This window comes from Paraglaciecola sp., from assembly GCF_039942875.1.
Taxonomy (GTDB): Bacteria; Pseudomonadota; Gammaproteobacteria; order Enterobacterales; family Alteromonadaceae; genus Paraglaciecola.
The window spans coordinates 1-23493 of the sequence record NZ_JBDVBQ010000021.1 but is presented as its reverse complement, the minus strand read 5'-3'; the positions used below and the strand labels follow the sequence as shown (position 1 = coordinate 23493).

Sequence of the window (23493 nt, the reverse complement as noted above, 5' to 3'; positions counted from 1 at the left end):
AAAGCTGAAACCGAAGTCACTACCCCCCCTACCGGTGCTTTAATCTCAACTTGTGAATATTCAAATTCAGCCGCGGTAAGATTGTACTGGCTATTGATAAGTTTAGAGTTTGCTAGCTTTTCATTTAGTGTGGCTTTTGTTAACTCATCTTGACCCACTAAGTTTTTTTCAAATAAACCTTTAACTTTTTCAAAATTTCGAACTGCATCGTCATATTCTTCTTTACTAATATCAGTCATCGACCTTTCTAACTCTACTTTCGCTTTTAGCAATTCAGAGTGAAAAGTAACAAGAGAATCGCCTTTTTTTACCAAGTCACCTACCTGAACATGCACAGCTTTCACAAGCGAATTAGAAGTGGGAAAGATTTCTAACTCTTGATTTTCCACTAACATAGCCTGAGTCACTAAGCTTGCTGAAACGGGTTTATTTTCAACAGACACAGTTTTAACCGGAATGGGCGAATTATTATCTCGAGCAAAGCTTGCACTGTTTGACTTAAGATGAGATGAAACAATATTAACCGCCCAGAACCCCATCACGATTAACGTAAGTAAAAGTAGTATTAACAAAAATCCAGATATTAACTTTTCAGATTTTTTACTTTTATTTCCCTTTGAATCAGACATATAACCCTCGTTGTTACTTCAAATATTTTTTGAGCAAATCTCGCCACATTATTATTATTTCTTCTCTTAAGCTTGCCGAATATGCGATTAATAACCCAGCAACACCACCAAAAATAAGAAACTCTCGTACCATCACCCATACATTATGAAGTGACAAAAATTCTTCTAAAGATCCATGATGTGGTCCTAAAAATAACGTAAATGGGGCGTGGATACGCTCCCAAGAAAAAGGCCACATTATCATAGTGCCAAAACTTGGATGAACTCCAGGATTTGGCCCAGTAAACCAATCAACAACTACATGACTTAATATTCCAACAAAGCCAAAAATAAATGCGGTTTTGCACTTTATACTCCCCGCCCCTATCACTTTTGCACCTAACCACATTGCGCCTCCCCACATCACAGAGAAGCTTATAGAGTGCGTCATTTGCCCATGCAAAAAGTGATGGTGTTTCCCCAATATTGGACCAACAAGTAGATCTAAATCAGGAACATTGGCTAAAAATGCAATGAAAATGATACTGCCTACACTTATTTTTCCTATTAAATTAGGGCACACCAGCCTACCAATTAATAAGCAATCTACACCTGATAATGCATGCCCTAATGTACTTGCCATAAAGTTAATTCCCGCCTTGATATTTAGTGTTAAACTCACTCAACCTAGGTCGCAAGCTTTCGTTTCGTAAATCAATATCCCAGACCTCAAAATAATTTACACCTAGGCTCTGAGCCTGTTCCATTGTTTTAATTAAGTCACCCTCAAAAAGTCTGCTTGGCTGCCGAGTTTGATTGCCAATAATTTGTACTGCACAAAAACTTTTAACACATGCATCAGACAAAATGCCGTACATAGCTGTATTCCACCGTTGCTTTTTGCCACTCCACCAAGCCGCAAATAAACCAAACCGTGAACCATATTTATCAAAAGCAAAATGAAATACTTCCGTGGCTGGTTTTAAAGAACCTAGTACTGGATGGATTTCTAAATCTAAAAAGTGATTTGGAAAAGCAGTCATGTAGGTATCAACAATTGACTTTAAACTGTCAATATATTGTGTTTCTTGATAACCCATATCTTTCCAAGGGCCGTTATAAGGCGTTTCAAGTCTTCCAGCGATACGCTCTTCTGGTAAATGCATCTCAAAGCCGTTCTTAGATGAGTGCGTTATATGTATCAAAGATATGGTGTTGTTAGCTTGGTACTTTTGACCAAGTGCAACAATTAATTGCTGCCAATATTTTAGATAAACCGGATCCCATGGTAAAGGTATCACCTCTTGTCTATTACCTCGTTCAGAATGCCGATTCTTAAATTCATATTTAAAAGCTTTGGCTCCCTTTGTATACAACCATTGAGGAGCTCTTGGCCCATTAAGAATACTTAAGGTAACCTTTTTATTTAATCTTTCAGCTTGAGCAATAAGAACATCAAGCTTAGTAAAGTCATACTTTCCAGGACTAGGCTCTACCTCATTCCACCCCACTCGAATAAGGTTACCAGTGACATGTTCTAAAGATAAAACTTTGTCGCTTACGGTTGGACCTGACCCGACAAAAATACCAATTGGTCCTCCTGCTATTTGAGCACTTTTATTAATTGTACTATTTTCAGATATTGTATTCTTGGCTGTTCCACTGCAGGACAACAGCATAGTAATGACAAAAATAAGTAAATACTTCATTACTCCCTCCTAGTGTAAATATCTATAGAACTCGTATAACAAACCGAGTCGAATTCAGTTTGCTACTGTTCCCAAGCGGGTGTTAATGCGAAATATTTATCAGGCTTATCACACATGGCTTGATAATCATCAGGTATTCCAATATCAATAAAGTTGCCTCGTGCTTTGAGTGTATGCAGACCAGCATTTAGCAATTGAGGAATTATTTTATGCTCAAATGAAAATGACTCCCCTACTGGAATATTTTTAAAAACATCTGTTGAAAAATAATAAATTCCTGCATTAATCCAACCTTCTTGAGCTAGACCTTTCTTCTCATGGAAAGCCTTTACTTTGCCATTTTCAAAAAGTGAAACTTCACCGTAACGACTAATGTCAGGAACGTTTGCTACAACCATAGTGGCGATGTCTGTCGGGTTATTCGCAAGCATTGTTTCTAAACAAAAATCACAATAACTGTCTCCATTAAACACTAAATAACTATCATCAGGATATTGGTCATAACAATGTTTAATGGCACCACCCGTGCCAAGAGGTTGAGACTCAGTCACCAAAACGATTGACAAGTCTGGAAGGTTCTTTTCTTGTGTCGCTACAAACTCTAGAAACTGCTCGGCTTTATAGCCCACTGATAAAATGACTTCTCGCAGCCCCTGTGAATATAGTGCGTTTAAAACATAAGATAAGTATGGAATATCTTTAACTGGCGCGAGGGGCTTAGGTATATCATTCAAAACAGATCTCAACCTTGTTCCTAACCCCCCTGCTAATATTAACGCTTTCATAAGGACTCCTGTGCCTATATCCGTATCAATCGAAACTTAAATAATCGCTAGTGACACCGCGCGATACAATCTGCGCAGGACATCCCACCACAGAACAACAGTCAGGAATAGAATCAACCACCAGTGAATTCGCAGCTATAACTACGTTATCACCTATTGATACAGGCCCTAAAATTTTAGCGCCCGCCCCTACAAAAACATTATTTCCTATAGTAGGGCGGCCCGACATTTCATAGTCAACACCAATGCATACATTTTGATTGACAGTTAAGTTCTTGCCTGCTGATTCAGGGTCGATCTCTATACCGGCAAAATTATGTAATACCAGACCCGTTCCTATATTCGCTTTGGGATTTATGTAAGCATCGGTTAATAACCTCAAAAGACCCGCAGGTATTGCCACTAGAACACCCAAAAACCACCTTAAAACTCGTATTTCGATTAAACGACACTGCTGCTGTAACCTAAATACCATGACAGCAAGCGAGCCCCACTGTAAGGTCATTTTTATATATTTATTAACGAAGTTATTTACCCTAGTGTAATGTTGGCGCTTGCGGCGTAAATCCACTTTTAACGCAGCTATACCAAGCTTAGGTACTGACAAGGACTCACTACTATTCGGCATCGATCACTTTCCTGCGCTCAATAAATTTAATTTTTGAGTTTTGTTGACGTCTATCACCTTTTCTTTTCTCAATAATATCTGCAGGCACTTGGTCACTATTTGCGTCACGTTTATCCCAAAATTTTGGTTGATAACTATCTTTTATGTACTGTTTTAGTTCAGCTCTTTTAGTATCAAAATCTTTTGTTCTTAACATTTCATAAATAATGGCGATACCTTTTGCAAGCACAGTCCACTCATATAAACTACCTAGGGTTTGTCTAGCACTCGTTGCAATCTGATTGGAAATCTCTGGATTTTTCAGCAAAAACTCGATTCCTTCACCAAACTGCTCGACATCATGATCATCAACAAGGTAGGCATTTTTCATATGATGGAGCCCTTTAGCAGCACCGGTAAACCCCGCAATAGCAATACTGCCACACATATAATTAAGAATTTTTACTGGATGACCAGGACAATCTGTACGTGGTAATGTTGCCACATCTGACATGGCTAGATAATCGGGCAATTTGGATAATTCTAAGCCTTCTACTATTGAGGTAATTTCCTCAATACCTAAGTCTGTAATTTGTTGCCTAATAGAATCTAAGTCTTTCTGATTAGCAATATTTGCAGCTAAAATCAGCTTTAAATTTGAAACGTTATCTTTAATTAAACTCGTAGCTTGTAGCAAATAATCTATGCGCTGAAACGCATCTAGGCTACCGGTATAAATGACAATTTTGTCTTCTGCGGTATAGCCGTATTTCTCTCTTACGGCCAAAATTTCTTGTGGGGCGAACATTTTGGCATTTACACCAGCAGGTAAAACCTGAACTTTATCTTCTTTGACTCCAATATCCACTAAATAGGTCTTTAAGGAATCAGATACTGAAGTGACGAAATCCCCTGTAAATGGAATAGTTTTATCAAGTAGCCTCGCTAAACGCAAAGCAAACTTCTTAGACCATATAAAATCGTAGGTCACCAATTCATCAACCATATTATTAACAGCGTTATATAACATAGGGCGTCTAGTTACGACTTTTGCAAACCAACCAATTAAAGCCCCTTCATAATTGTGAGCATGTATAACGTCAATCTTATACTTCCAAATTAACCAAATAAGTTTCAATATCATCAAGGGATCGTAAACAAATTTCTCTAATGCTGGTCCTACTGTGACTTTCTTTTTATTGAGAAAAGGAAACCATACTCTATGAATTTTCGGACCATTAACCGGAATATCTTCCTTGATAGGATACGTCAAAATATGCACTTCATGACCAAGGTCTACCAATGCTTCTGACATTTCTCGAATGGAGGCTGGAGAACCGTGATTAGCGGGGAAAGGACATGCTGCAACCATTACTACTTTATGTTTCAATGTTGACTCACTCATGATTAGACTTAACTGATTGCAGGACTTCTTCTTTGCCATTTAGAATAGTTATCGCAGGCATGTCTTGCACCTTTTGATAAAAATCACCATAAAGGCTTTCTAAACCATTAACTATGGGTGCCGGTTGAGATTTCCATGAAGACGTTCTAGTTTTAACATCAAAGGGCTTTTCGCAATCAAAAAAGGCTAATACTTCGTCGATGTTATCTGCCAATTCTTCATATTTAATTAAGATAGTTGGATGTTTAGCTAGCCCTGGATTGAGCCAATTGCTTAATTGCCTATCTAAACCAAACTGATCAACCCCTGAGTTTAGATAATCAATTAATTCCACACCTTTTAAACTCACGGGTTTATCACCACTGTTTGCATTCATAGCTTTACAATGCATGTCCTGATAACCACGCCTAAACACAGATAGAACACTGTTGTAAGGATTACCAAAAACATACCCGAGCTTTATTTGATTTTCATTGTGATAAACAGAGGGAGAATAAGCATGCTCCCTTATAGTTTTATCTGCGATAGAACCTATATGCCGGGCTAAAGCAGTTGATCCCACTCCCCCCATTGAACACAAAGCCACGGAAGGCCCTGGTATTAATAATCTGCGTAATGTTGGAGTTTTATTTAAAACTGATTTAATACCACTCATATTTAGCGAGTCCATATCTGGTTTTCCCTACCTAACATTTCTACTAATTTATTTTGTTCTTCTGCAAAAAATTGATTTAACTGTTGACGACTATCATTGTCCATATCAGGAAGCGGTGCAGACTTAGCATTCAAACGCCGAATAAATTGCGCGACACCCGAACGCTTTAGTCTTTCAGCAAAACCAGTTAAGCCTCTGCGGGCCATAAACCGGTAACTTCTAACCAAGATGCTCTCTAATTTCAAAAATCGATAATTCATCCCCTGATTACGTTTATTCTCTACACCTTCAGGCAAAAAACTACTATCTTCAACTCCGATAAATTCAAAGATTTCCCGGTAACACCCAGCAAGGTCGTGCTGCATTTCTTCTAAGACTAAAACTAAGATATTTTCTTTCGGGAATAATTGGTAGAAGGGTTCTAAATAGGCAGTGTAATAACCAAATTTTAATTTATCAGTATCTTTTATAAATTCAGCGAATGGGTAATCCTTAGGAACATCACCTTTGCGAATAAAATGCTGAAAGTCAGAATACGTTCTTTCTACTGGATCTCGCACCATAGCGATAATTTTGGCATCAGGAAAACGCTCGTAGATACGCTGAGCGGCATCTGGGTGATACATATAGCTTATTGAAAACTCACCTTTGAGCTTATCTTCAGCACCTGAAAATAATGAGCGATACCATTCAAAATTTTGAGACTCATATAGGTCGCTAAAATAATGTATTTCTTTTGGATTCCCTGAAAAAACTTCTGGATGTTGGACTATATTTTCATAAACCCAAGTAGAACCACATTTACCAGACCCAATACCGATAAAATCCACACAAAACTCTTCCTTAGACATCTAACTTCCCTCTTCTACTGGTTTTCTTTTTATACGAGCGGGATTACCTACAGCCATTGTATTTTCTGGGATATCGGTAAGTACTAAACTATTACCTCTGACAATTACATTATCACCAATTTTGACTTCACCTAATATTTTGGCACCTGGTTCTATAAACACGTCATTTCCAATGATTGGAAGGTTCTTACTACCTCTAACATTTCCAACGGTAATACCTGAACAGGCGACAAAGTTAGTACCAATAGATTCGGCCAAAATAAAAATACCGCCGCCACCATTAACAACAAATCCAGCTCCAATTCGGCAGTGGGCTTGAATACTAATACCTGTTACTCCTTGTGTGACAAAAAAAACTGGATAATAAATCACTTTTAAAATCAAACCCAAAGGAGCGATCTTAACGTCGCCGGCATAACGTCCAAATCGATACACTATTGTTGCCAACCAACTGCGGGTGAAGCAAGTGGCAACATATGCAATAAAGGATGTGGATCCCCCTTCAAATTCAATGCGCTTTTTTAAATCTGCTTTTATGTTACTAAACATATTAATATTTCAACTTAGGTTATTTATTAGTATTAGGATTGCCTGAGCTTTAATAGTTGTCGTCTTTACCTGCAATTTTTTCTGACATCCAGTTAGTTTCTTTTGAAATGACTCGAGCTGGATTACCCATAACAGTGCAATTATCTGGAATATCATTTATGACCACAGAATTAGCACCAATAACAACATTATTCCCAATGGTGACACTTCCAAGAACTTTGGCACCAGCGGCAATCAAAACATTACTTCCTATTTTTGGTGGATGCGGTTGCCCTCTAAGATGACCTATTGTAACCCCTTGAAAAACTATTACATTTTCACCCATTTCACCTTCACTGATAAAAATTCCAGAAAAGTTATGAATAGTAAAACCTTTGCCAATTTTAGCTTTTGAAGGAATATAAATGCCAAACCCAAGCACGACAACCATTTTTCCTAATATATAAGGAAGACGCAGTAAAAAGCGAAGAGGCGTAAACTTGAATGACCGAGTCCAATTACCGTATCGAAATACCACAGTAGCTATTGTGCCTGGCTCTAAAAAAATTCTTATGTTTTTAACAAACCAGCTCTTTTGACTTAAAAACCAGTCTTGTTTAAATTTCAGATCACCTGCAATTAAATCAAACACGTTCGTCCACCAGTTTCTCAATATATGAAGCTAGAGATCCTAGCGTGTCAAACACTTCTGGCTCTAATGAAGCAGAGTCGATCTCTACGTCATATACCCACTCTAATTCAACAATTAGGGATATTCTGTTTATGGAATCTAAATGTAATGAATCGTCACTACTGAACTCACTAAAGTCTTTCTTTACGACCTTAGTTAAACATTCCTTCAAAGACGACATGATTTCAGATTTATTACTCATATGGAGACCTGCTACTTAGCTTTATTTTGAAATAAACGAATAGGGAAACGTTCAGTGATTTGCATTGCCGGCTTACCGCCAATGTGGATGATGTATGTTCGATAAATGGTTTCGACGTATTCTGGTTCACCATCTAATCTGTTATATGCTTGAAAAACCTCGCGCCCAAAATCAACAATTTCACGATAGGTTTCAAGGCCAATTTCTCTTAACAGCTCACCAATACCAATTTTACCTTCAACCATTTGAGTTTTGATGTTTTCATCTAATAGTTCGGTACGTAGATAAGAGGTTGCGTAAGCGTAAATATCATTAGTTGACACTCCTCGCAAAATAACTTCTCTTTTCAAAGTTAGGTCATCGACCTTAGCTTGAATAAAAGGCAAATCCATTGTGAGAATAAACTCTTCTTGCCAACGCTTCTCTACTTTAATATTTTCCCAGAAAAAAGCTTCTAGGCTTTTTGTAACTGTACCATCGGTAACTAGCAATGTTCTTAAAAAAGGCGGAAGAGCCTCCATATCCATTGCATCTTCATTGATGTTGCGAACAATGCCGCCTTCAATAAACCCCCGACTTCTAAAATGCTCTTTTAACATAAATACCTTCCTATTTGAGCTGGTTTGCTAACCGTCCTACCTTTACAAATACTTTCGGAGTATTTTTCCTAAAGGACTTTTTGGAATTTCACTTCTAAACTCTATATTTTTTGGCCACTTATATTCAGCCAAATATTGCTTTGCATACTCAATAATCTGTGTTTCAGTTACTTCAGCTTTAGCGACTATAACTGCCTTAACTAACTCCCCATAATCTCCATCCGGCTTACCTACCACAACCACCTCTTGAACTTGTGGCATTCTATTTAATACTGTCTCTACTTCTTCGGGATCTACTTTTAAACCAGCAACATTGATCATGGCTTTTTTTCTACCAGTGATAAATAAAAAACCATCTTCATCTAAATAACCTAAGTCCCCAGTGAAATAACATCCGTCTTTAAACGTTTTCGATGACTGCTCTGGTTTACCTTCATAGAAAGTCGTTGCAGAAGGGCTAGAAACCACGATTTCACCGGTCTCACTTGCAGGTAAGGTTTCACCATTCTCGCTAATAACATCAACCTCAGTATTAACCATAGGTTTTCCAACAGAATTTAACTTACCGCCTCCCAAATTAATGGCAATAGCACCCGTTTCTGTTGAACCATATAGTTGATAGGGAGTTTTTGAAAATGTCTTTTGAAAGTCCTCTATTACGTCTAATTCTAGCTGAGCACCTGCTGAATAGATTAAGCGTAAACTAGTAAGGTCAGGCTCTTCTCTCATCCTAATCCTAGACAGCATTTTAAGCATAAAAGTAGCAGATGGGTAAATACTTACTTTGTGCTTAGCTAGTGCTTTAACTACATTTCTAGGGTTAAACTCTCCTATAGTAATAACTAATTTAGCGCCATTTAGAAGAGCAGCAATCAAGCAATTTCCAAAACCATGGGAGTGATGTAGAGGTACAGAACATAAAAACACGTCAGCTGAAGTGATTTCTATTGTATCTCGAGCGATAACCCATTCTGAGACTAAATTCTGATAGCTGCGAATAATTTGCTTTGAGCCACCTGTAGAGCCCGAAGAAAACATAATCAAGGCTTTATTAACAAAAGTATCTCGATTATCCAATTGGATACTAGAAGATAAATCCCCTTCTAGTGAAATACACTTTAACTCTGGATTCAACTTAGAAATTCTATTGGTTTGTTGGTCATTACCTAACAAATATTTAGCACTAGCTTGCTCTAGGTAACTCTCTATCTCTTCATCGGTATAATTAACATTAAGAGGTAGTAACACTGCTCCTAATTTAAATGTAGCAAACGTTGCAACCACAAACTCAATGCTATTGGGAAATGAAATAGCAACCACAACTCCCTGACGGATACCATTTTGCGCCATGAAATTTGAAAGAGTATCTATGCGGTCTGATAACTCTTGATAAGTGACTTGCTCTTCACCGGCGCAAACGGCTATGGCCGCGGGGCATTTCTCCACTTGATTCAAAAACTGCTGATAAAGCATTATAAATTCACCGTCAATAACTATGAAATTTTGGCGTACAACTTAAAGAGTTCAGTGAACGCTTTGACTATTACAAGAGGATTCGCCCCAGTTTGCTCGCCTAATTCACGGGAGAAATGACTTACTGGAACATTTTTCATTGTAAATCCGCGTTTTCTAGCAAGGGCTAATAATTCTGTATTAACCATGGCACCGCCAGATTCTAACTTAATTTCATTAAACACACTGCGACGAAATAATTTAAATGCACAATCGATATCTTTTACGTTTATCTTAAACAACATTCTCACAAGAGACCCCCAAGCCCAAGCATTGGCTTTGCGATGAAAAGGGTCAGCTCTTTTTTCTCTGTAGCCTAACACCATGTCGTAACTATCTATGTAAACTAAAAGCTTAGAAATTTCTTCAAGGTCAAACTGGCCGTCAGAATCGGAGAAAAAGATATAATCATGCTTTGCGGCTTTGAAACCACTTCTAAGTGCGGTGCCATACCCTTGATTCACCTCATGGTGAACAGGTTTTACACGCTCATCCTTAGCGGCCATTTCGTCAATGATTTTTCCAGTATCGTCTGCACCGCCATCATTTACTGGAATAACAGTAATTTTATCAAAATATTTTTCGAATGCAGTTATCGCATTGTTAATACTGTTTTCAATATTTTCTTGCTCGTTATACGCAGGAAAAATAATAGACACACTTGTTAATTTTTTTGGCAGTTTGAAAACTTCTGCTGCATCGTGAATTTCAGCTTCAATTGGCTCGTAACTGAGGCTAGCTGAAGAGGAGTTAGTACTCATTTTTATATCCCTAAGTTTTATTGTTGCGCTAAAAATCCTGGACTAAAGTGACGTTTAAATTTTTGCTCTGACCTCACATTTCGCCAACTTTCGACGCCTTCAAGTTCAAATTTAAAGCTTTCGACCCTAGCACCCATCTTTTCTAAAGCACTCACCACGTCACGTTTTTTATTACTTTCGCAGTAAAACATCATGAAGCCACCACCACCAGCACCACTGACCTTGCCACCAATGGCTCCTGCTTTCTTAGCAACATCATACATCTCGTCAAGCTCATCATTGGTTATAGAAGAAGCCATCATTTTTTTCTGTTGCCATGCTTCATGTAACAACTCACCAAATTCATTGGTTTTACCCGTAAGTAACACTCGTTTCATATCTTGAGCATGTTGTTTTATCTGCTTCATTGCATCAATATTATCTGCTTTATTAGCTTTAACATTTTTGATTTGATCTTCGATAATATTTGAAGAAAGGCGAGATTTCTGGGTATAAACCAAGATCATATTATACTCAAGCTCTCTAACTACCCAGGGGTCGATTTTTAGGCGATTGACTAAAACACTATCTCCATCAAACTCCATAAAATTGAAGCCACCAAAGGCGCTAGCATATTGATCTTGCATCCCCCCTAATTGCTTTAGTTCTAAACGCTCGATATCGTGAGCTAAGCGCCCGATATCGTAGGGACTCATAACTTGATTTTCCATTTCTTTAAATGCCCCAATGATCGATACCATCATTGCAGATGAAGAGCCTAAACCAGAACCTGGAGGTGCATCATTATGAGTAATAACATCGAGTCCCGAAGCTTTAGACATTAAATGTTGATAAACTGAACGCACAAAACAAGCATCATTTTCAAGCGTTGCTAATGATTGGCTGCAAAACTCTGTTGTTTTTTCAAAGTCATAAGATGTGACCGAAACATTTGAACTTTTAGTTCTGACTATACTCGTATATGCATATTTATTTATGGTTACGTTAAGTACAAATCCACCATACAAAGATGCAAACGGGTTAACATCAGTCCCTCCACCAGCAAAACTAATACGCAGTGGTGCTCTTGAACGAAAAACTTCCATGGGTTTTGCCCCTCCATTTCTTTGCTCTAATCGAGCACATTAAATTTAATTAAACCATAATAAATTGGCAAACAAATTCAAATGAGATACATCTTTAAAGGCACAATACTATAACGTTGAACCATAGAAGTGCACAAACATAAAAACAAAAGTTAACTCTTATGCTGGCTTCTGTACCTTTATCCCATCCCTAAAAATCAAATTTACAAAATGATACCGCAAGCCAATATAAATAAATTTTCAAATATAAAACAATATGTTGTGTAATACTAAACACTTCTACAACCACAATATACTTAACTAAATTTTATATTTTTGGAACTACATATTAAATAACTAATTAACACATGCTCACATCAAATACGCAGTAAATGTGCCATTCTTGTGCAACAGAGTGAGATATGTACCGCGTTAACCCATTCAGATAATTTAAAGGGGTTAAGCATCAATTAGAAAGTCAAACAATAACTTAACAATTTCAATTACTTAAGTTAAATAAATTAAGCTTTTTTACTAATACCAATTACATATACTAATTTCATATATAGGTCTAATGCACGAAGTGGACCATATATTTTTATTTAGAATTTCAATTGCTTGAGCAATTTAATTACCTAAACATCAAAAACTGTAAAAAATACTGACACTTATAATCCTCTAATATACCTGTAATCTTTTTACATGGTGCAAAATTATCAATCACCAACCGGAAGTCCACTAGGTACCTCTGCAGGGATCATCCAATGCATGTTCATTACAGTTGGGTCAGTCAGTGCATTTAAGAACTCAATAAGGTCGTCTATTTCAGATTGAGATAATTGCACTGGATTTAACTCATTTGCGTCTGCAAGTTCGTTACGTAAAGTTAGATCATCATACCCCTCAAAATCGGCATCACTAAACTCATCACTGACTTTCATAGTCACTTGAGATTTGTCCCAATTGTTTAAGGACTCAACGGGGCTCAAATGGTGCTTGATTATTGCCTCTAAACTACCAAAGGCGCCATTGTGTCCATAAGGAAAAGTGATAGCGACATTCCGTAATGAAGGCGTTCTAAATTTAAACCTATCAGCTGGATCTCTGGTGACCTCCTCTCTTCCATAATCCTGATACTCTGGTGCAGGCAATACCCCAGGCCCAAACTGTGGCACCGCTATAGCGTGAAAATCATGATCTGTTTGAAATGGTCCCGAATGACAAGACCAACACCCAGCCCCAACACCATTAACCCTATCGTAGAATAGGTCTAACCCTCTCTTCTGCTTTACTGTCAGAGCTTGCCTTTCTCCATTTAAATAACGGTCGAAGGGACTTTGATTGGATCGATACGCATGGGTTTCAAATGCTGCGATCGCGTTAGCAGCATGCACAAATGTTATGTCTTCAGCATTTTCAATTTCTAAAAAGGCATCTATGAACAAACTTACATATTCAGGAATTTGTTGCAGACGAGCAGCTATTGCATCCCACTGAGGAGGGAAAAGAAAAGGAGTGCCTCTTGGAAAACCAATTGACGCATCTATAATATCATTGTCACCTAACTGCCCTAGCATTTCAGTAACATTGGTCACGGGAAAAAGTGCTTGCCCCGCTAATACATTATCTAGCCCATCAGGAGTAGCTGGACCAGAAGGTAGCGCTAACAGATCTCTTTCAGCGTTATAAGAATGAACACCTTGCCAATTTAGCTTAGTAAATTCAGCCGCCCCAACATTCCACAAAGATGGTGCATTACGGGCAACTCTTGATGCAATAGCTTGCTCACCTGCACCTAAAGTTCGCATAGGACCTAGATGCTCGCCACCTTCCCCTACACCTAAGGATAAACCATCACCACCGGACATAAAGGGGCTATGGCAAGTACCACAAGAAATGTTTTTATTTCCACTAAGGATTTTATCAAAAAATAGTAAATTACCTAAGTTGACTTTAAGCTCATTGGGAGCACCATCATCATAATAGTCAGTGTTGGCAACGGGTTCAGGCAACTCGGCGGCATAATTATTGCCAATACTTACTATTGCAACGATTAAAGTAAAACAAGCTTTTTTCATATAATTTTTCCTTAAACTGATGAGTCACTAAAGTAAGCCACCCACACTATCCCTGTAATATGTTAAATTTAAGCCCTTCCAATATTGATAGTTTTTGTACCGTTATTGAGTAGCGAACCTAAAGAATTGTGCATTTAATATGCATTAATCAATCCATTATTTATCTGCTAAGACCAGTTAAGCACTGGTGCTTGAAGCACCATTAAAAGACAAAATCTATAACCAGTTGGCACAGATGGTTTTTTATGGAAATAAAAAGGGGGACTGATGAAGTCCCCTTGAATTGATAACTACTATAAAATCTAATTTTAGATATTAGGGTGTGGCTGTATACTCTAATGTAATGCCAGATGATGCGGCGCCAGAAACAAGATCGATATACCAAGTTCCACCAGCGGGGTTTGAAACAACACAAGTTTCATCATTACCTGCAGTTCTTGATTTACATGCAGCAGGACCACTTGAAGGGCGAACATATAAGGCCAAATTACCCGTTCCCCCTGATGTAGTTACAGTAAAGTTAGAATATCCATCCTCTAACTTTACTTCGAAACGTTTATAGCTTCTTCTATCAATAGATACATCAGGTATAACTTCATTTATGGGGTCTAATCCACCCGAAGTACCATCTACTACCGTAACCCCAAGGGAGGCTGTATCCATAGCGCCTAAGTCATCGGTTACCGTTAATGATACGGTATAGGTACCGGCGGATAAGTATGAATGGTTTGTATTGACGCCTGAAGCTACAGTACCATCACCAAAATCCCACTCATAGGACACTATGGTACCATCATCAAAGCTATTTGCTCCGTCAAAAGAGCAAACTAAATCTGTACATGACTCAGTAAACTCAGCAATGGGCACAGGGTTAGAAGAGCCATTACACACACTTCCATCACTAACACTCGATGAAACCCCTACAGCAGAAAGAGAAGCTTCAACTTGATCAACATCAAACCTTAAGTCACAGGCAGCATCCATTACACCATCACCAGCTTGATCCCAATCGACGTTTGAAGTCCAGTAGTTACTATTTGCTCTAGCGTAGACTTGAAAGGCTTTTTGGGTATCCCAACCTGAGCTGATTGCTAAAAGATAAAAAGCTTTGTTATAAACCCCTGAACTAAAATGAACATCCATGCCATTAGTAAAATCAGCTTGATTATCGATTGAACGCCCATCTAATGGGGGGTTATTCATATATCGCAGGGCGCCTTCACCTTTGAATATTTGCGCCCCACTAGCCAATCATTTTCTCCTAACATGTAATATTCAGCAGCTTCACCAGCCATATCAGAAAACGCCTCGTTCAGGCCTCCTGATTTTCCAGAGTATACAAGATTAGAGTTTTGCTCAGTATAACCATGGCTTACTTCATGGGAGGAAACATCTAAACTAACTAAGGGATAAAAAGTATTAGCCCCATCACCAAACGTCATTGAAGAACCATCCCAAAAGGCATTCTCATAACGTCTAGAATAATGAACTTTCATTTGGAGTTGAAACGTCAAAGGAGGCGAGCCAACCCAGTCGTTGTACATATTAAACACTACATCACCAAAGAAGTGAGCATCGTTTAATGGTGAATATGCACCATTGATAGTTTTAAAGATATTTTCTGGACATGTAAATGAATAGGCGTCAGAACCAGAGGTTCTGTGATTAAGGTTTATAGTTTTAACATTTTCATTTTCCATGGTGCAAGTAGAGCCTGCCTCTGTAACATTTAAGCTACCAAAATCTACCCCATAATAATATTCACCTGTTTTCTCATTACCACCGGGTCCCGTCGCATCTGATGTCTGTAGATTATCAAAAAAATCTAACACTTCACCGGTTTTAGCATCCACTATTAAATGGGGACGGGATGGCTTATTTGCATGTTGAACATAACTAACTTCATAAACCAACTTAGCTTTGCCAGACTTATCTAGCCAAATCCCAAGTCGAGACTTTTCATCAGAAAAGCTTGGAAGGGCATTTATAGTGGGTTGAGTATATTTTTTGCAATGCTAATCGCTGTGCTTGTTTCAATTTGAGGAGTAACGTCCGCCAAATCATTATCGATCCCAAGCAATACCGCACCGTGGGCTCGTTTAAATGTTCCATTTGCATTTAAAGAAACGATGACGTCATCACCAATAACCGGTAAACCACTATAGGTTTGCTCATAGCGGGTTGTTGTAGAACCATTATTGTCTGTCAGTGTTTTTTTAACTTTTAGTGAACTTAGCCCAGATAGACCAACCAATGACTTAAGATCATTGATTGCATTGATCGAGGTTTGCCCCAACTTATGAGCAGAGAGTTTAGTGTCATTGTCCCTCAAAAAATTACGTTCTGCCGCATTAACTAAGTTGCTACCAATGACACTGACAGCTAATGTACTTAACAATAAAGAGTGTTTTATTTTCGTTTTTTCTCACTTAACAAGCTTTGTTAAATTATTTAACATCGCCGTTATCCTTTAGTTGAGCTCGATTATCGACTTTGTATTTCTATATGTTTTAAATATTAAAAACAAAATATGAATACCGCTCAAAGTTCCCTGAATCATCGAGAATAATGTTTATATTTATTAGACTAAACTTTGACAATTCTTGCTATTGACGCATTGTCAAACTCCAAAGTGTTGCTTTAAAACAAAACTAAGAAACCTAGTATAGCGCAAACTAATAACCTGTCATTAGCAATCCATCAATTTTGATCAGAACATAAAAACCATAAATTTCAACAAGTTAAAAAATTCTGAATGATAGTATTTAAGGTATTTTTAGAAGAGGGGGCAAAATAATTTCGATTAAACTAAAGGTACAACCTTAGCCACTCATTTACTTATTGCAGTCTCAATACGACTAGCTAATGTAAAGTCATGTGTTGTTAATCAAAAAATAAAGTTACGGCTTGGTGCAAACTTTGACAACGTATAAAAAAATCTGACTCTTTAACTTCAAGCTCACTCTTGTTGACGTAAAACAAAGCTTCTACTCCAGCATTAGCACCAGCGTACATATCAGAATATTTATCACCCACTAAAACTGATTGATTTAAACATATATTCAAATTTTTTGCGGCGGTTAATAGCATTCCAGGATTAGGCTTACGGTGAGAGCATTCTTGTTTATACTGCCCAATTCCAGACTCAGCATGATGAGGGCAAAATTGAACGTCTGATATAGAAACACCTTGCTGTTCAAATTGCTCCACCATCCATGATGTTAGCTCATTAAACTCTTGCTCAGTATAATAACCACGCCCAATACCAGCTTGATTTGTGACAATAACTATTTTAAAGCCGGCCTGAGCGATAATTTTACAAGCCTCAAAAACTCCAGGAAAAAATTCAAAATCCTTAATTTTATGGACATATCCATGGTCTAGATTTATGACACCATCTCTATCTAAAAAGAAGGCCTTCGAACTAGCCTTTGTTAAACCTTTTCCCATATTTGCCTATTCATCCTTTAATATTTGTACTGAACATTATTACAATTTAATTATGGCAATGTTACTTCATTTTTGAGGGTATATTTCAGTAATAATTTCAACTAAAGAAGGGTTAGTTATATCGTTACTCCACAACTCAAATGTATTGAACCCTTCGTCCAAGAAAAATTCCATCTCATATCTCAGAGCCTCTTCCGATGTCCAACCTAGATCTTCGTCAAACCTCTCAGGAGAAGTAGTAAAACTTCCTATTGTTTGACATACAGCAAACGATAATTCTGTTGCCTGTTGAGCTATATGGAAAACCTTAAACTCTGCTTCTTTAGGATCCGTTGCCATCCTCGATGCACACCACCATATAGCAACACCACAACGAGAACCAAGGGTATCATAACAATATTCAAAAGCGCTATCAGCCAAATATGACTCATTAAATACTGAATGAATCTCCATAAGAACAGAGGTAGTTTCAAATGAGTCCGCATACATATCCATGACATCATTATATGCTTGGGATAACTTATCTGCAGTATACCCAGCTACCCTATATTCATCTTCATCAACTCTCCAATGCATTTCCACTCCGTTAGTCATGGCTGCATACGTAAAATAAACTGAAGATAAGTTGGGATGGCTGTCAAACTCTGCACCTAATTTAGAAATTAGCTCTTTTTTAAATTTTTGATAACTTGTGTCCCATGGTAAACATGTTTCAAACGTGTCGGCGGCCTGAAAAACATAGGAAAATGTCTCACATTGTTCCAATACAAACTCTGGGATTTCTTTACTATCGACCACAGCTAAATTAATGCCGGTATCATAAATAGCAGCCTGCGTAAGCTCTTTCTCAATCGAACTAAAATCAAAGACACCTTCAGAAGGATTAATAACTTTCCAACTAACTCTAACTAATGTCCCTGACACATAGTCTTGACCATCGATGTCTTCTCTAACCAGGCTGGCCCGTGCGCTACTTGACTTAATAACTCCGGCACTATGAAAGATACCTTGAGGCGCTGGCTTAGCAGTTGATTTTGGCTCTGGTTCTGGTTCTGGTTCTGGTTCTGGTTCTGGTTCTGGTTCTGGTTCTGGTTCTGGTTCTGGTTCTGGTTCTGGAGTAACAATGACAGGATCAGGACTATCTGCAACACTTGCGCTTTCTGACTCACTGCCACCGCAACCAAATAAGAAAAAGCTAACGAATATAACTAATATAAGTTTATAGCCTGCAACAACTATTGTTTCAGTAGGCTTTGAGGGCAATATAATTTGATTCATATATGTCACTTATTCGTTAGGTAAATAACAATGAGCGCTCTAATTTGGCATAAAATTATAAATACCAAAGCGAATATTGGTTATTAGTATAGTTAAACTTGAAACTAGTCTAATAAACTTACCCCTAGGCTTCGGTATTCATAAATATAATGGTGTATGGAGGTAAGAAACAATTAACCCCATAAAATTTTAGAAAGCACCTATCCAGCAAAATACTGCTTTTCCACTAACCCACAAAGAATGTGACCTAGTAAGATATGACACTCTTGAATTCTAGCTGTATCATTGGAAGGTATACAAAGTGCATTACACATTGACTTCATTTTCCCACCATTAGCGCCAGTAAAAGCGTAAGTTGGAACAGACTTTTCTGTTGCTACTTCTATAGCTGCTATAACATTTTTACTATTACCACTAGTGGATATTGCTACAAAGACATCATCTGAAGTAGCAATACTTTGTAACTCTCTGGAGAAAACAAACTCGTATCCATAATCGTTCCCAATGGCACTTATTGCGGAGCTATTTGTACCTAGAGCAAGTGATGGCAAAGGCGCCCTGTCAAACATAAATCTAGAAGTAAACTCAGCAGATAAATGCTGAGCATCAGCAAAACTCCCGCCGTTTCCACAGAAAATAATTTTTCCTCCAGCAGTTAAAGACTTTAAGCACGCCTCAACTAACCTCACCAATTCAAGTTGTAATTGTTCATCCTTTAAAACAATCTCTTTGGTCTCTATTGATGCCTTAATTTGTTCCTGTATAGCATTTAACACTATGTATTCTCCTTTTTATGTACTCGCAAAATTAGTTCCTACTAAGACTAAAACTTAAAACAGCCCAGCTTAAAAATAAAGAATTAGCACTGCAAACTGTACGCCAAAATATTTTTTGATTAAACTAAAATCAAAAAGCTCGCCGACTAAAACATTTACTTTTAGATGAATAAGGCATAAATTCGGATAGATCTCTAGGCACTCAAGCACTGTCAGATAAATTTACAACATATTTATAAACACTACTAACCAAGTCAACACAAACAACCTAACCCATTGTTTTTTCAAAGAAATAAAACAAAGGCACAAATTATGCTTAAACGAGGCAGTGCAATATTTATGCTTTACATAACAAATAAGCACACTAAATAAAGTTCAAGAATGTTCTTCAAATACTAAGGAAGTAGGTATGAAAAAGTTGTTAATATTAGGTTTCCTAGCGGTATTTGCTACAGGTAATGCTCAAGCTGGATTAATCAATATTGTTACTGGTGCTGATATGTCGGGTTTATTAGTAACCGTAACATTCGGTAATGGCGACACTCAATCCGATGTTTGGGAAGCTACAGGGTCAGAATCTGGCGGAGTTGGGAATGGCGTTTGGTCACTGACTCAAGAAGGCGACACAATTGGCCCTGTGTACCCTAGCTCATATTCAGGTACTTGGACTTTAACGACTATTAGAAGTATTGAATCTATATTAATCGAAGGATTAAATGCAGGATTGGTATTTGACACTGCTTTTGGGGATGTTTCGGGAACAGGCCCTGGTCATGCATTCACCTACGATACTGCTCTTTCATCAGTTACTGCGACCTATTCAGATAATTATGAAGATGAACTTTACTACTCAATGTTATTAACGGGTACTAACCCTAATTATCTAGGGCGAGGTTCAAGCATGTTGCTTGGTAACGGTAGTTTCGACTTTATGATTGATGTTGACTTAATTACACCCGAAGAGGCAACAGCTGAAGTAGCAGCTCCTACCACCATCACTATTTTAGCCCTATCGGTGCTAGGGTTGATTGCTAATTCACGCCGTAAGACTAGGTAAAAAGAAACACCTTACCTTTGGCTAGTGCTAGTTACAAACATTAAAAAAGCGCTCACATTTAGCGCTTTTTATTTAATGTAAGAGAAGAGTTATAAACCTAAATAACCTACTTCTGCACTGATTTAGCACAAAGCATGTACTAATTAGAGTCAAAAACGATTCGACCAATAAAGAAATAGATATAGCTCAAAAAAACTGCTGATAAATTTCACTTTCAAAATAACCGATTGCATCAAACAAGTACAAAATAATCATAAAAAATTAACAAACAAAGAAATTAATTTCATTTAAAATGGTCCAGTCATTATTGCGCAATCAGAGTGGCGTAAAATATGCTTCAACCAACGCCACAGATAAAATATTGATTTGAAATTAATAATAAGTGTCACAGAACACTCTGGAAAATCGCAAGGTTACATGTCGCTAGAATATAGACAGAATAGAAGCGACTCTATAAGCTGAATGGCATTTTATACCTTGTAAGCATAGTGTTTGGATAATTTAAATAGCTACTTTCTGCTAATTTAAATCAAAATGGGTAAGGATAAGATGTATGGCTACTCAACATGGCATGGTTAAAAACAACACAAATAGATTAGCAGCCGCATACCGGTTAGTTGATGTAATTGTAATTCAAATACTTTTATATATAAGTGTCGTTGCATACGGACACAATTACGACGAGCATTACTTTACAGTTTCTCTGATCAGCTCAGTAGGCTTTGCCTTGGCTGCAGAATCATTTGCTTTATATCGTTCATGGCGAGCTGGCTTTTTTAAACAAATAATCTTTTACACTGTATGTTGCTGGGTATGTTCTGGAATATTAGTACTAGGTTACGTTTTCTTTTCTAAAAGTGGTGATGACTTCTCAAGAGTTTCTTTAAGCACTTGGATGGTTGTGAGCCTTTTCTCTCTAATTACATGGCGTTATTGTTTTCAGCTTTTTTTACGCAACATGCGCCGAAAAGGTTACAACACCCGTAATATTGCAATCTTCGGCCTGTCAGAGAAAGGTGGGCGCTTGGCAAATGAAGTTATTAATAACCCAGAAACGGGATATCGCTTAAGTGCCTTTTATGATGACCGCAGTAAGGATAGATTAGATAAAAACTATCATTATTACCTGAGAGGCAGCATTGCAGAAGGAATACAGAACGCTAAAAACGGCAAGTATGATGTGATTTACATTTCTCTGCCTATGATTGCTAAGGTAAGAATTCAAGATATTTTACATGAGTTGGGTGACTCAACGGCGAATGTACACGTTGTGCCAGACCTATTCATTTACACGTTAATGCATGGTGAGATGTCACATGTCGGTGATATTCAAACCATAAGTGTCTATGACAACCCTATGCAAGGCAGTTTAGGGGCACTAAAACGCTTAGAAGATATATTTTTAGCCACCATAATAATGAGTCTAATCGCTATTCCTATGTTGTTTATCGCAATTGCTGTAAAGCTAACGTCAAAGGGCCCTGTCATTTTTAAGCAAGACAGATATGGGCTCAATGGTCGTAAGATTAAAATGTGGAAGTTTAGGTCCATGACGGTGACTGAAAACGCGAATGTGGTCACTCAAGCTACGAAAGGCGATGCTCGAATTACTAAAGTAGGCGCTTTTTTACGCCGCACCTCATTAGATGAGCTTCCTCAATTTATCAATGTATTAAAGGGCGAGATGTCAGTAATTGGCCCGAGGCCTCACGCTGTGGCACATAATGAAGAATACCGTAAACTCATTGACTTCTATATGTTACGACATAAGGTAAAACCTGGCATCACAGGCTGGGCTCAGGTTAATGGAGCAAGAGGTGAAACTGACACTTTAGAAAAAATGCAAAAACGTATTGAACTAGACTTAGAGTACATAAGAACTTGGTCTCTTTGGTTAGACTTCAAAATTATCATTTTTACTTTTTTAAGAAGCTTTAACGATAAAAATGCATATTAATAAAAGAGATTTCATTTAGAAATAATAAGCTTGTTATTTATGTACAAAAATAAAATATAGGGAAAATTGGTGTGGAAAATAGTTTTGTAAGTGTTGAAGGGATCAGTTTCATAGAGTTTACCGGAAGTAAACCAGCATTATTAATAGAGCTTTTTAATAGTATGGGTTTGAAACTTTCTACTCACAAAAAAGATAGCCAAATAACCTTGCACCAACATGGCAATATTAATTTCATTTCAAACCCGACTGATGGAGGCAATGTCGAAAAGTTCAGAGCAATACATAATAGAGGCGCCTCGGCTTTAGGTTTTAAGGTAAAAAATAGTCAAAGTGCATTTGAGCAATTACTTAAATTAGGTGCAGAGTCAGCAGAACAAGTAAATTATGACATTCCTGCCATCAAGGGTATCGGACACTCAATTGTGTATTTGGTAGATGAAGAAACAGAAGCAACTCTAATACAAAGTTTTGATACAAACTCAGCTAAACAACCATTGTTTGACAACGACCTTTGTGAAGTCGACCACTTAACCCATAATTTGTATTCTGGTGGCATAAAGAAACAAAAAGAGTTTTATGGCAAGCTATTTGGATTTGCTAGTTTACGAACATTTGACATCGAAGGTAAAAAGACTGGATTACTAAGCGAAGTTATAGCCAGCCCGAATGGAAAAGTTATTATCCCACTGAATGAGACGAAGGATAATAAATCTCAAATCGCTGAATATTTAGAAGAATACAATGGCGAAGGTATTCAACATATTGCCTTACGTTCTGATAACTTGTTTAACACAGTAGAAAACTTACGCACAAGTGGTGTGGAATTTCAGGACACACCAGATTCCTATTACGAGTTATTAGATGCCAGACTTCCAGAGCACGGTGAATCAGTTGCAAAATTAAAACACCAGAAAATACTA

General features: G+C 37.6%; 23 protein-coding genes and 2 pseudogenes. 3 read left to right on the top strand and 22 right to left on the bottom strand.

What is annotated here, in order from left to right:
- The 22 genes and pseudogenes from ABJE44_RS05360 to ABJE44_RS05255 all read right to left on the bottom strand — a co-directional run.
- On the bottom strand, positions 1-629 hold a 629-nt coding region (locus ABJE44_RS05360; RefSeq protein ID WP_348120676.1), incomplete at its 3' end, for a biotin/lipoyl-binding protein.
- A gap of 13 nt (positions 630-642) precedes the next feature.
- Positions 643-1251: a metal-dependent hydrolase gene (locus ABJE44_RS05355; RefSeq protein WP_348112961.1), complete on the bottom strand. Its 609-nt coding sequence runs from the start codon at positions 1249-1251 to the stop codon at positions 643-645.
- A 4-nt stretch (positions 1252-1255) separates the two neighbouring features.
- On the bottom strand, positions 1256-2317 hold the full coding sequence (locus ABJE44_RS05350) for a beta-galactosidase (RefSeq protein WP_348112962.1): 1062 nt from the start codon (positions 2315-2317) through the stop codon (positions 1256-1258).
- A gap of 62 nt (positions 2318-2379) precedes the next feature.
- Positions 2380-3102 carry a sugar phosphate nucleotidyltransferase gene (locus ABJE44_RS05345; protein WP_348112963.1) on the bottom strand — a complete coding sequence of 241 codons (723 nt, stop codon included), beginning with the start codon at positions 3100-3102 and terminating at the stop codon, positions 2380-2382.
- 25 nt (positions 3103-3127) lie between these two features.
- A complete protein-coding gene (locus tag ABJE44_RS05340) occupies positions 3128-3730 on the bottom strand; it encodes a DapH/DapD/GlmU-related protein (RefSeq protein WP_348112964.1) in 603 nt (200 codons plus the stop codon).
- Positions 3720-5114: a glycosyltransferase family 4 protein gene (locus tag ABJE44_RS05335; protein ID WP_348112965.1), complete on the bottom strand. Its 1395-nt coding sequence runs from the start codon at positions 5112-5114 to the stop codon at positions 3720-3722. Before ABJE44_RS05335 ends, ABJE44_RS05340 begins: the two co-directional genes overlap by 11 nt.
- Positions 5107-5784, bottom strand: a complete 678-nt coding sequence (locus ABJE44_RS05330) for a hypothetical protein (protein ID WP_348112966.1) — start codon at positions 5782-5784, stop codon at positions 5107-5109. Before ABJE44_RS05330 ends, ABJE44_RS05335 begins: the two co-directional genes overlap by 8 nt.
- A complete protein-coding gene (locus ABJE44_RS05325; protein ID WP_348112967.1) occupies positions 5772-6620 on the bottom strand; it encodes a sulfotransferase domain-containing protein in 849 nt (282 codons plus the stop codon). Before ABJE44_RS05325 ends, ABJE44_RS05330 begins: the two co-directional genes overlap by 13 nt.
- On the bottom strand, positions 6621-7169 hold the full coding sequence (locus ABJE44_RS05320) for a hypothetical protein (protein WP_348112968.1): 549 nt from the start codon (positions 7167-7169) through the stop codon (positions 6621-6623). It lies immediately after the preceding gene.
- 49 nt (positions 7170-7218) lie between these two features.
- Entirely contained in the window at positions 7219-7800 is a 582-nt protein-coding gene (locus ABJE44_RS05315) for a serine acetyltransferase (protein WP_348112969.1), read from the bottom strand.
- Complete coding sequence (locus ABJE44_RS05310) at positions 7793-8041, bottom strand: phosphopantetheine-binding protein (protein ID WP_205964496.1); 249 nt, start codon at positions 8039-8041, stop codon at positions 7793-7795. Before ABJE44_RS05310 ends, ABJE44_RS05315 begins: the two co-directional genes overlap by 8 nt.
- Before the next feature lie 11 nt (positions 8042-8052).
- Positions 8053-8640: a chorismate pyruvate-lyase family protein gene (locus tag ABJE44_RS05305; protein WP_348112970.1), complete on the bottom strand. Its 588-nt coding sequence runs from the start codon at positions 8638-8640 to the stop codon at positions 8053-8055.
- Between the two features lie 42 nt (positions 8641-8682).
- The gene (locus ABJE44_RS05300) at positions 8683-10113 is read right to left on the bottom strand and encodes a class I adenylate-forming enzyme family protein (protein WP_348112971.1); all 1431 of its coding nucleotides are present in this window, start codon (positions 10111-10113) and stop codon (positions 8683-8685) included.
- A 20-nt stretch (positions 10114-10133) separates the two neighbouring features.
- Entirely contained in the window at positions 10134-10913 is a 780-nt protein-coding gene (locus tag ABJE44_RS05295) for a glycosyltransferase family 2 protein (RefSeq protein WP_348112972.1), read from the bottom strand.
- A 17-nt stretch (positions 10914-10930) separates the two neighbouring features.
- Entirely contained in the window at positions 10931-11998 is a 1068-nt protein-coding gene (locus tag ABJE44_RS05290; protein ID WP_348112973.1) for a GHMP kinase, read from the bottom strand.
- A gap of 695 nt (positions 11999-12693) precedes the next feature.
- A complete protein-coding gene (locus ABJE44_RS05285; protein ID WP_348112974.1) occupies positions 12694-14055 on the bottom strand; it encodes a cytochrome c peroxidase in 1362 nt (453 codons plus the stop codon).
- Between the two features lie 315 nt (positions 14056-14370).
- Positions 14371-15887, bottom strand: a pseudogene (locus ABJE44_RS05280) (M4 family metallopeptidase).
- A 34-nt stretch (positions 15888-15921) separates the two neighbouring features.
- Positions 15922-15968, bottom strand: a pseudogene (locus tag ABJE44_RS05275) (hypothetical protein); the annotation flags it as partial.
- Between the two features lie 71 nt (positions 15969-16039).
- Positions 16040-16453: a hypothetical protein gene (locus ABJE44_RS05270; RefSeq protein ID WP_348112977.1), complete on the bottom strand. Its 414-nt coding sequence runs from the start codon at positions 16451-16453 to the stop codon at positions 16040-16042.
- 485 nt (positions 16454-16938) lie between these two features.
- Positions 16939-17505: a D-glycero-beta-D-manno-heptose 1,7-bisphosphate 7-phosphatase gene (gene gmhB, locus ABJE44_RS05265; protein WP_348112978.1), complete on the bottom strand. Its 567-nt coding sequence runs from the start codon at positions 17503-17505 to the stop codon at positions 16939-16941.
- A 66-nt stretch (positions 17506-17571) separates the two neighbouring features.
- Complete coding sequence (locus ABJE44_RS05260; protein WP_348120674.1) at positions 17572-18783, bottom strand: hypothetical protein; 1212 nt, start codon at positions 18781-18783, stop codon at positions 17572-17574.
- Between the two features lie 200 nt (positions 18784-18983).
- Complete coding sequence (locus ABJE44_RS05255; protein WP_348112980.1) at positions 18984-19559, bottom strand: D-sedoheptulose 7-phosphate isomerase; 576 nt, start codon at positions 19557-19559, stop codon at positions 18984-18986.
- A gap of 409 nt (positions 19560-19968) precedes the next feature.
- On the opposite strand from ABJE44_RS05255, the gene ABJE44_RS05250 reads away from it, so the two are divergent.
- The 3 genes from ABJE44_RS05250 to ABJE44_RS05240 all read left to right on the top strand — a co-directional run.
- Positions 19969-20616: a hypothetical protein gene (locus ABJE44_RS05250; RefSeq protein WP_348112982.1), complete on the top strand. Its 648-nt coding sequence runs from the start codon at positions 19969-19971 to the stop codon at positions 20614-20616.
- Between the two features lie 553 nt (positions 20617-21169).
- Positions 21170-22573 (top strand): undecaprenyl-phosphate glucose phosphotransferase, encoded by a 1404-nt coding sequence (locus ABJE44_RS05245; RefSeq protein WP_348112984.1) that lies wholly within the window; start codon positions 21170-21172, stop codon positions 22571-22573.
- A gap of 71 nt (positions 22574-22644) precedes the next feature.
- On the top strand, positions 22645-23493 hold an 849-nt coding region (locus tag ABJE44_RS05240; protein WP_348120672.1), incomplete at its 3' end, for a VOC family protein.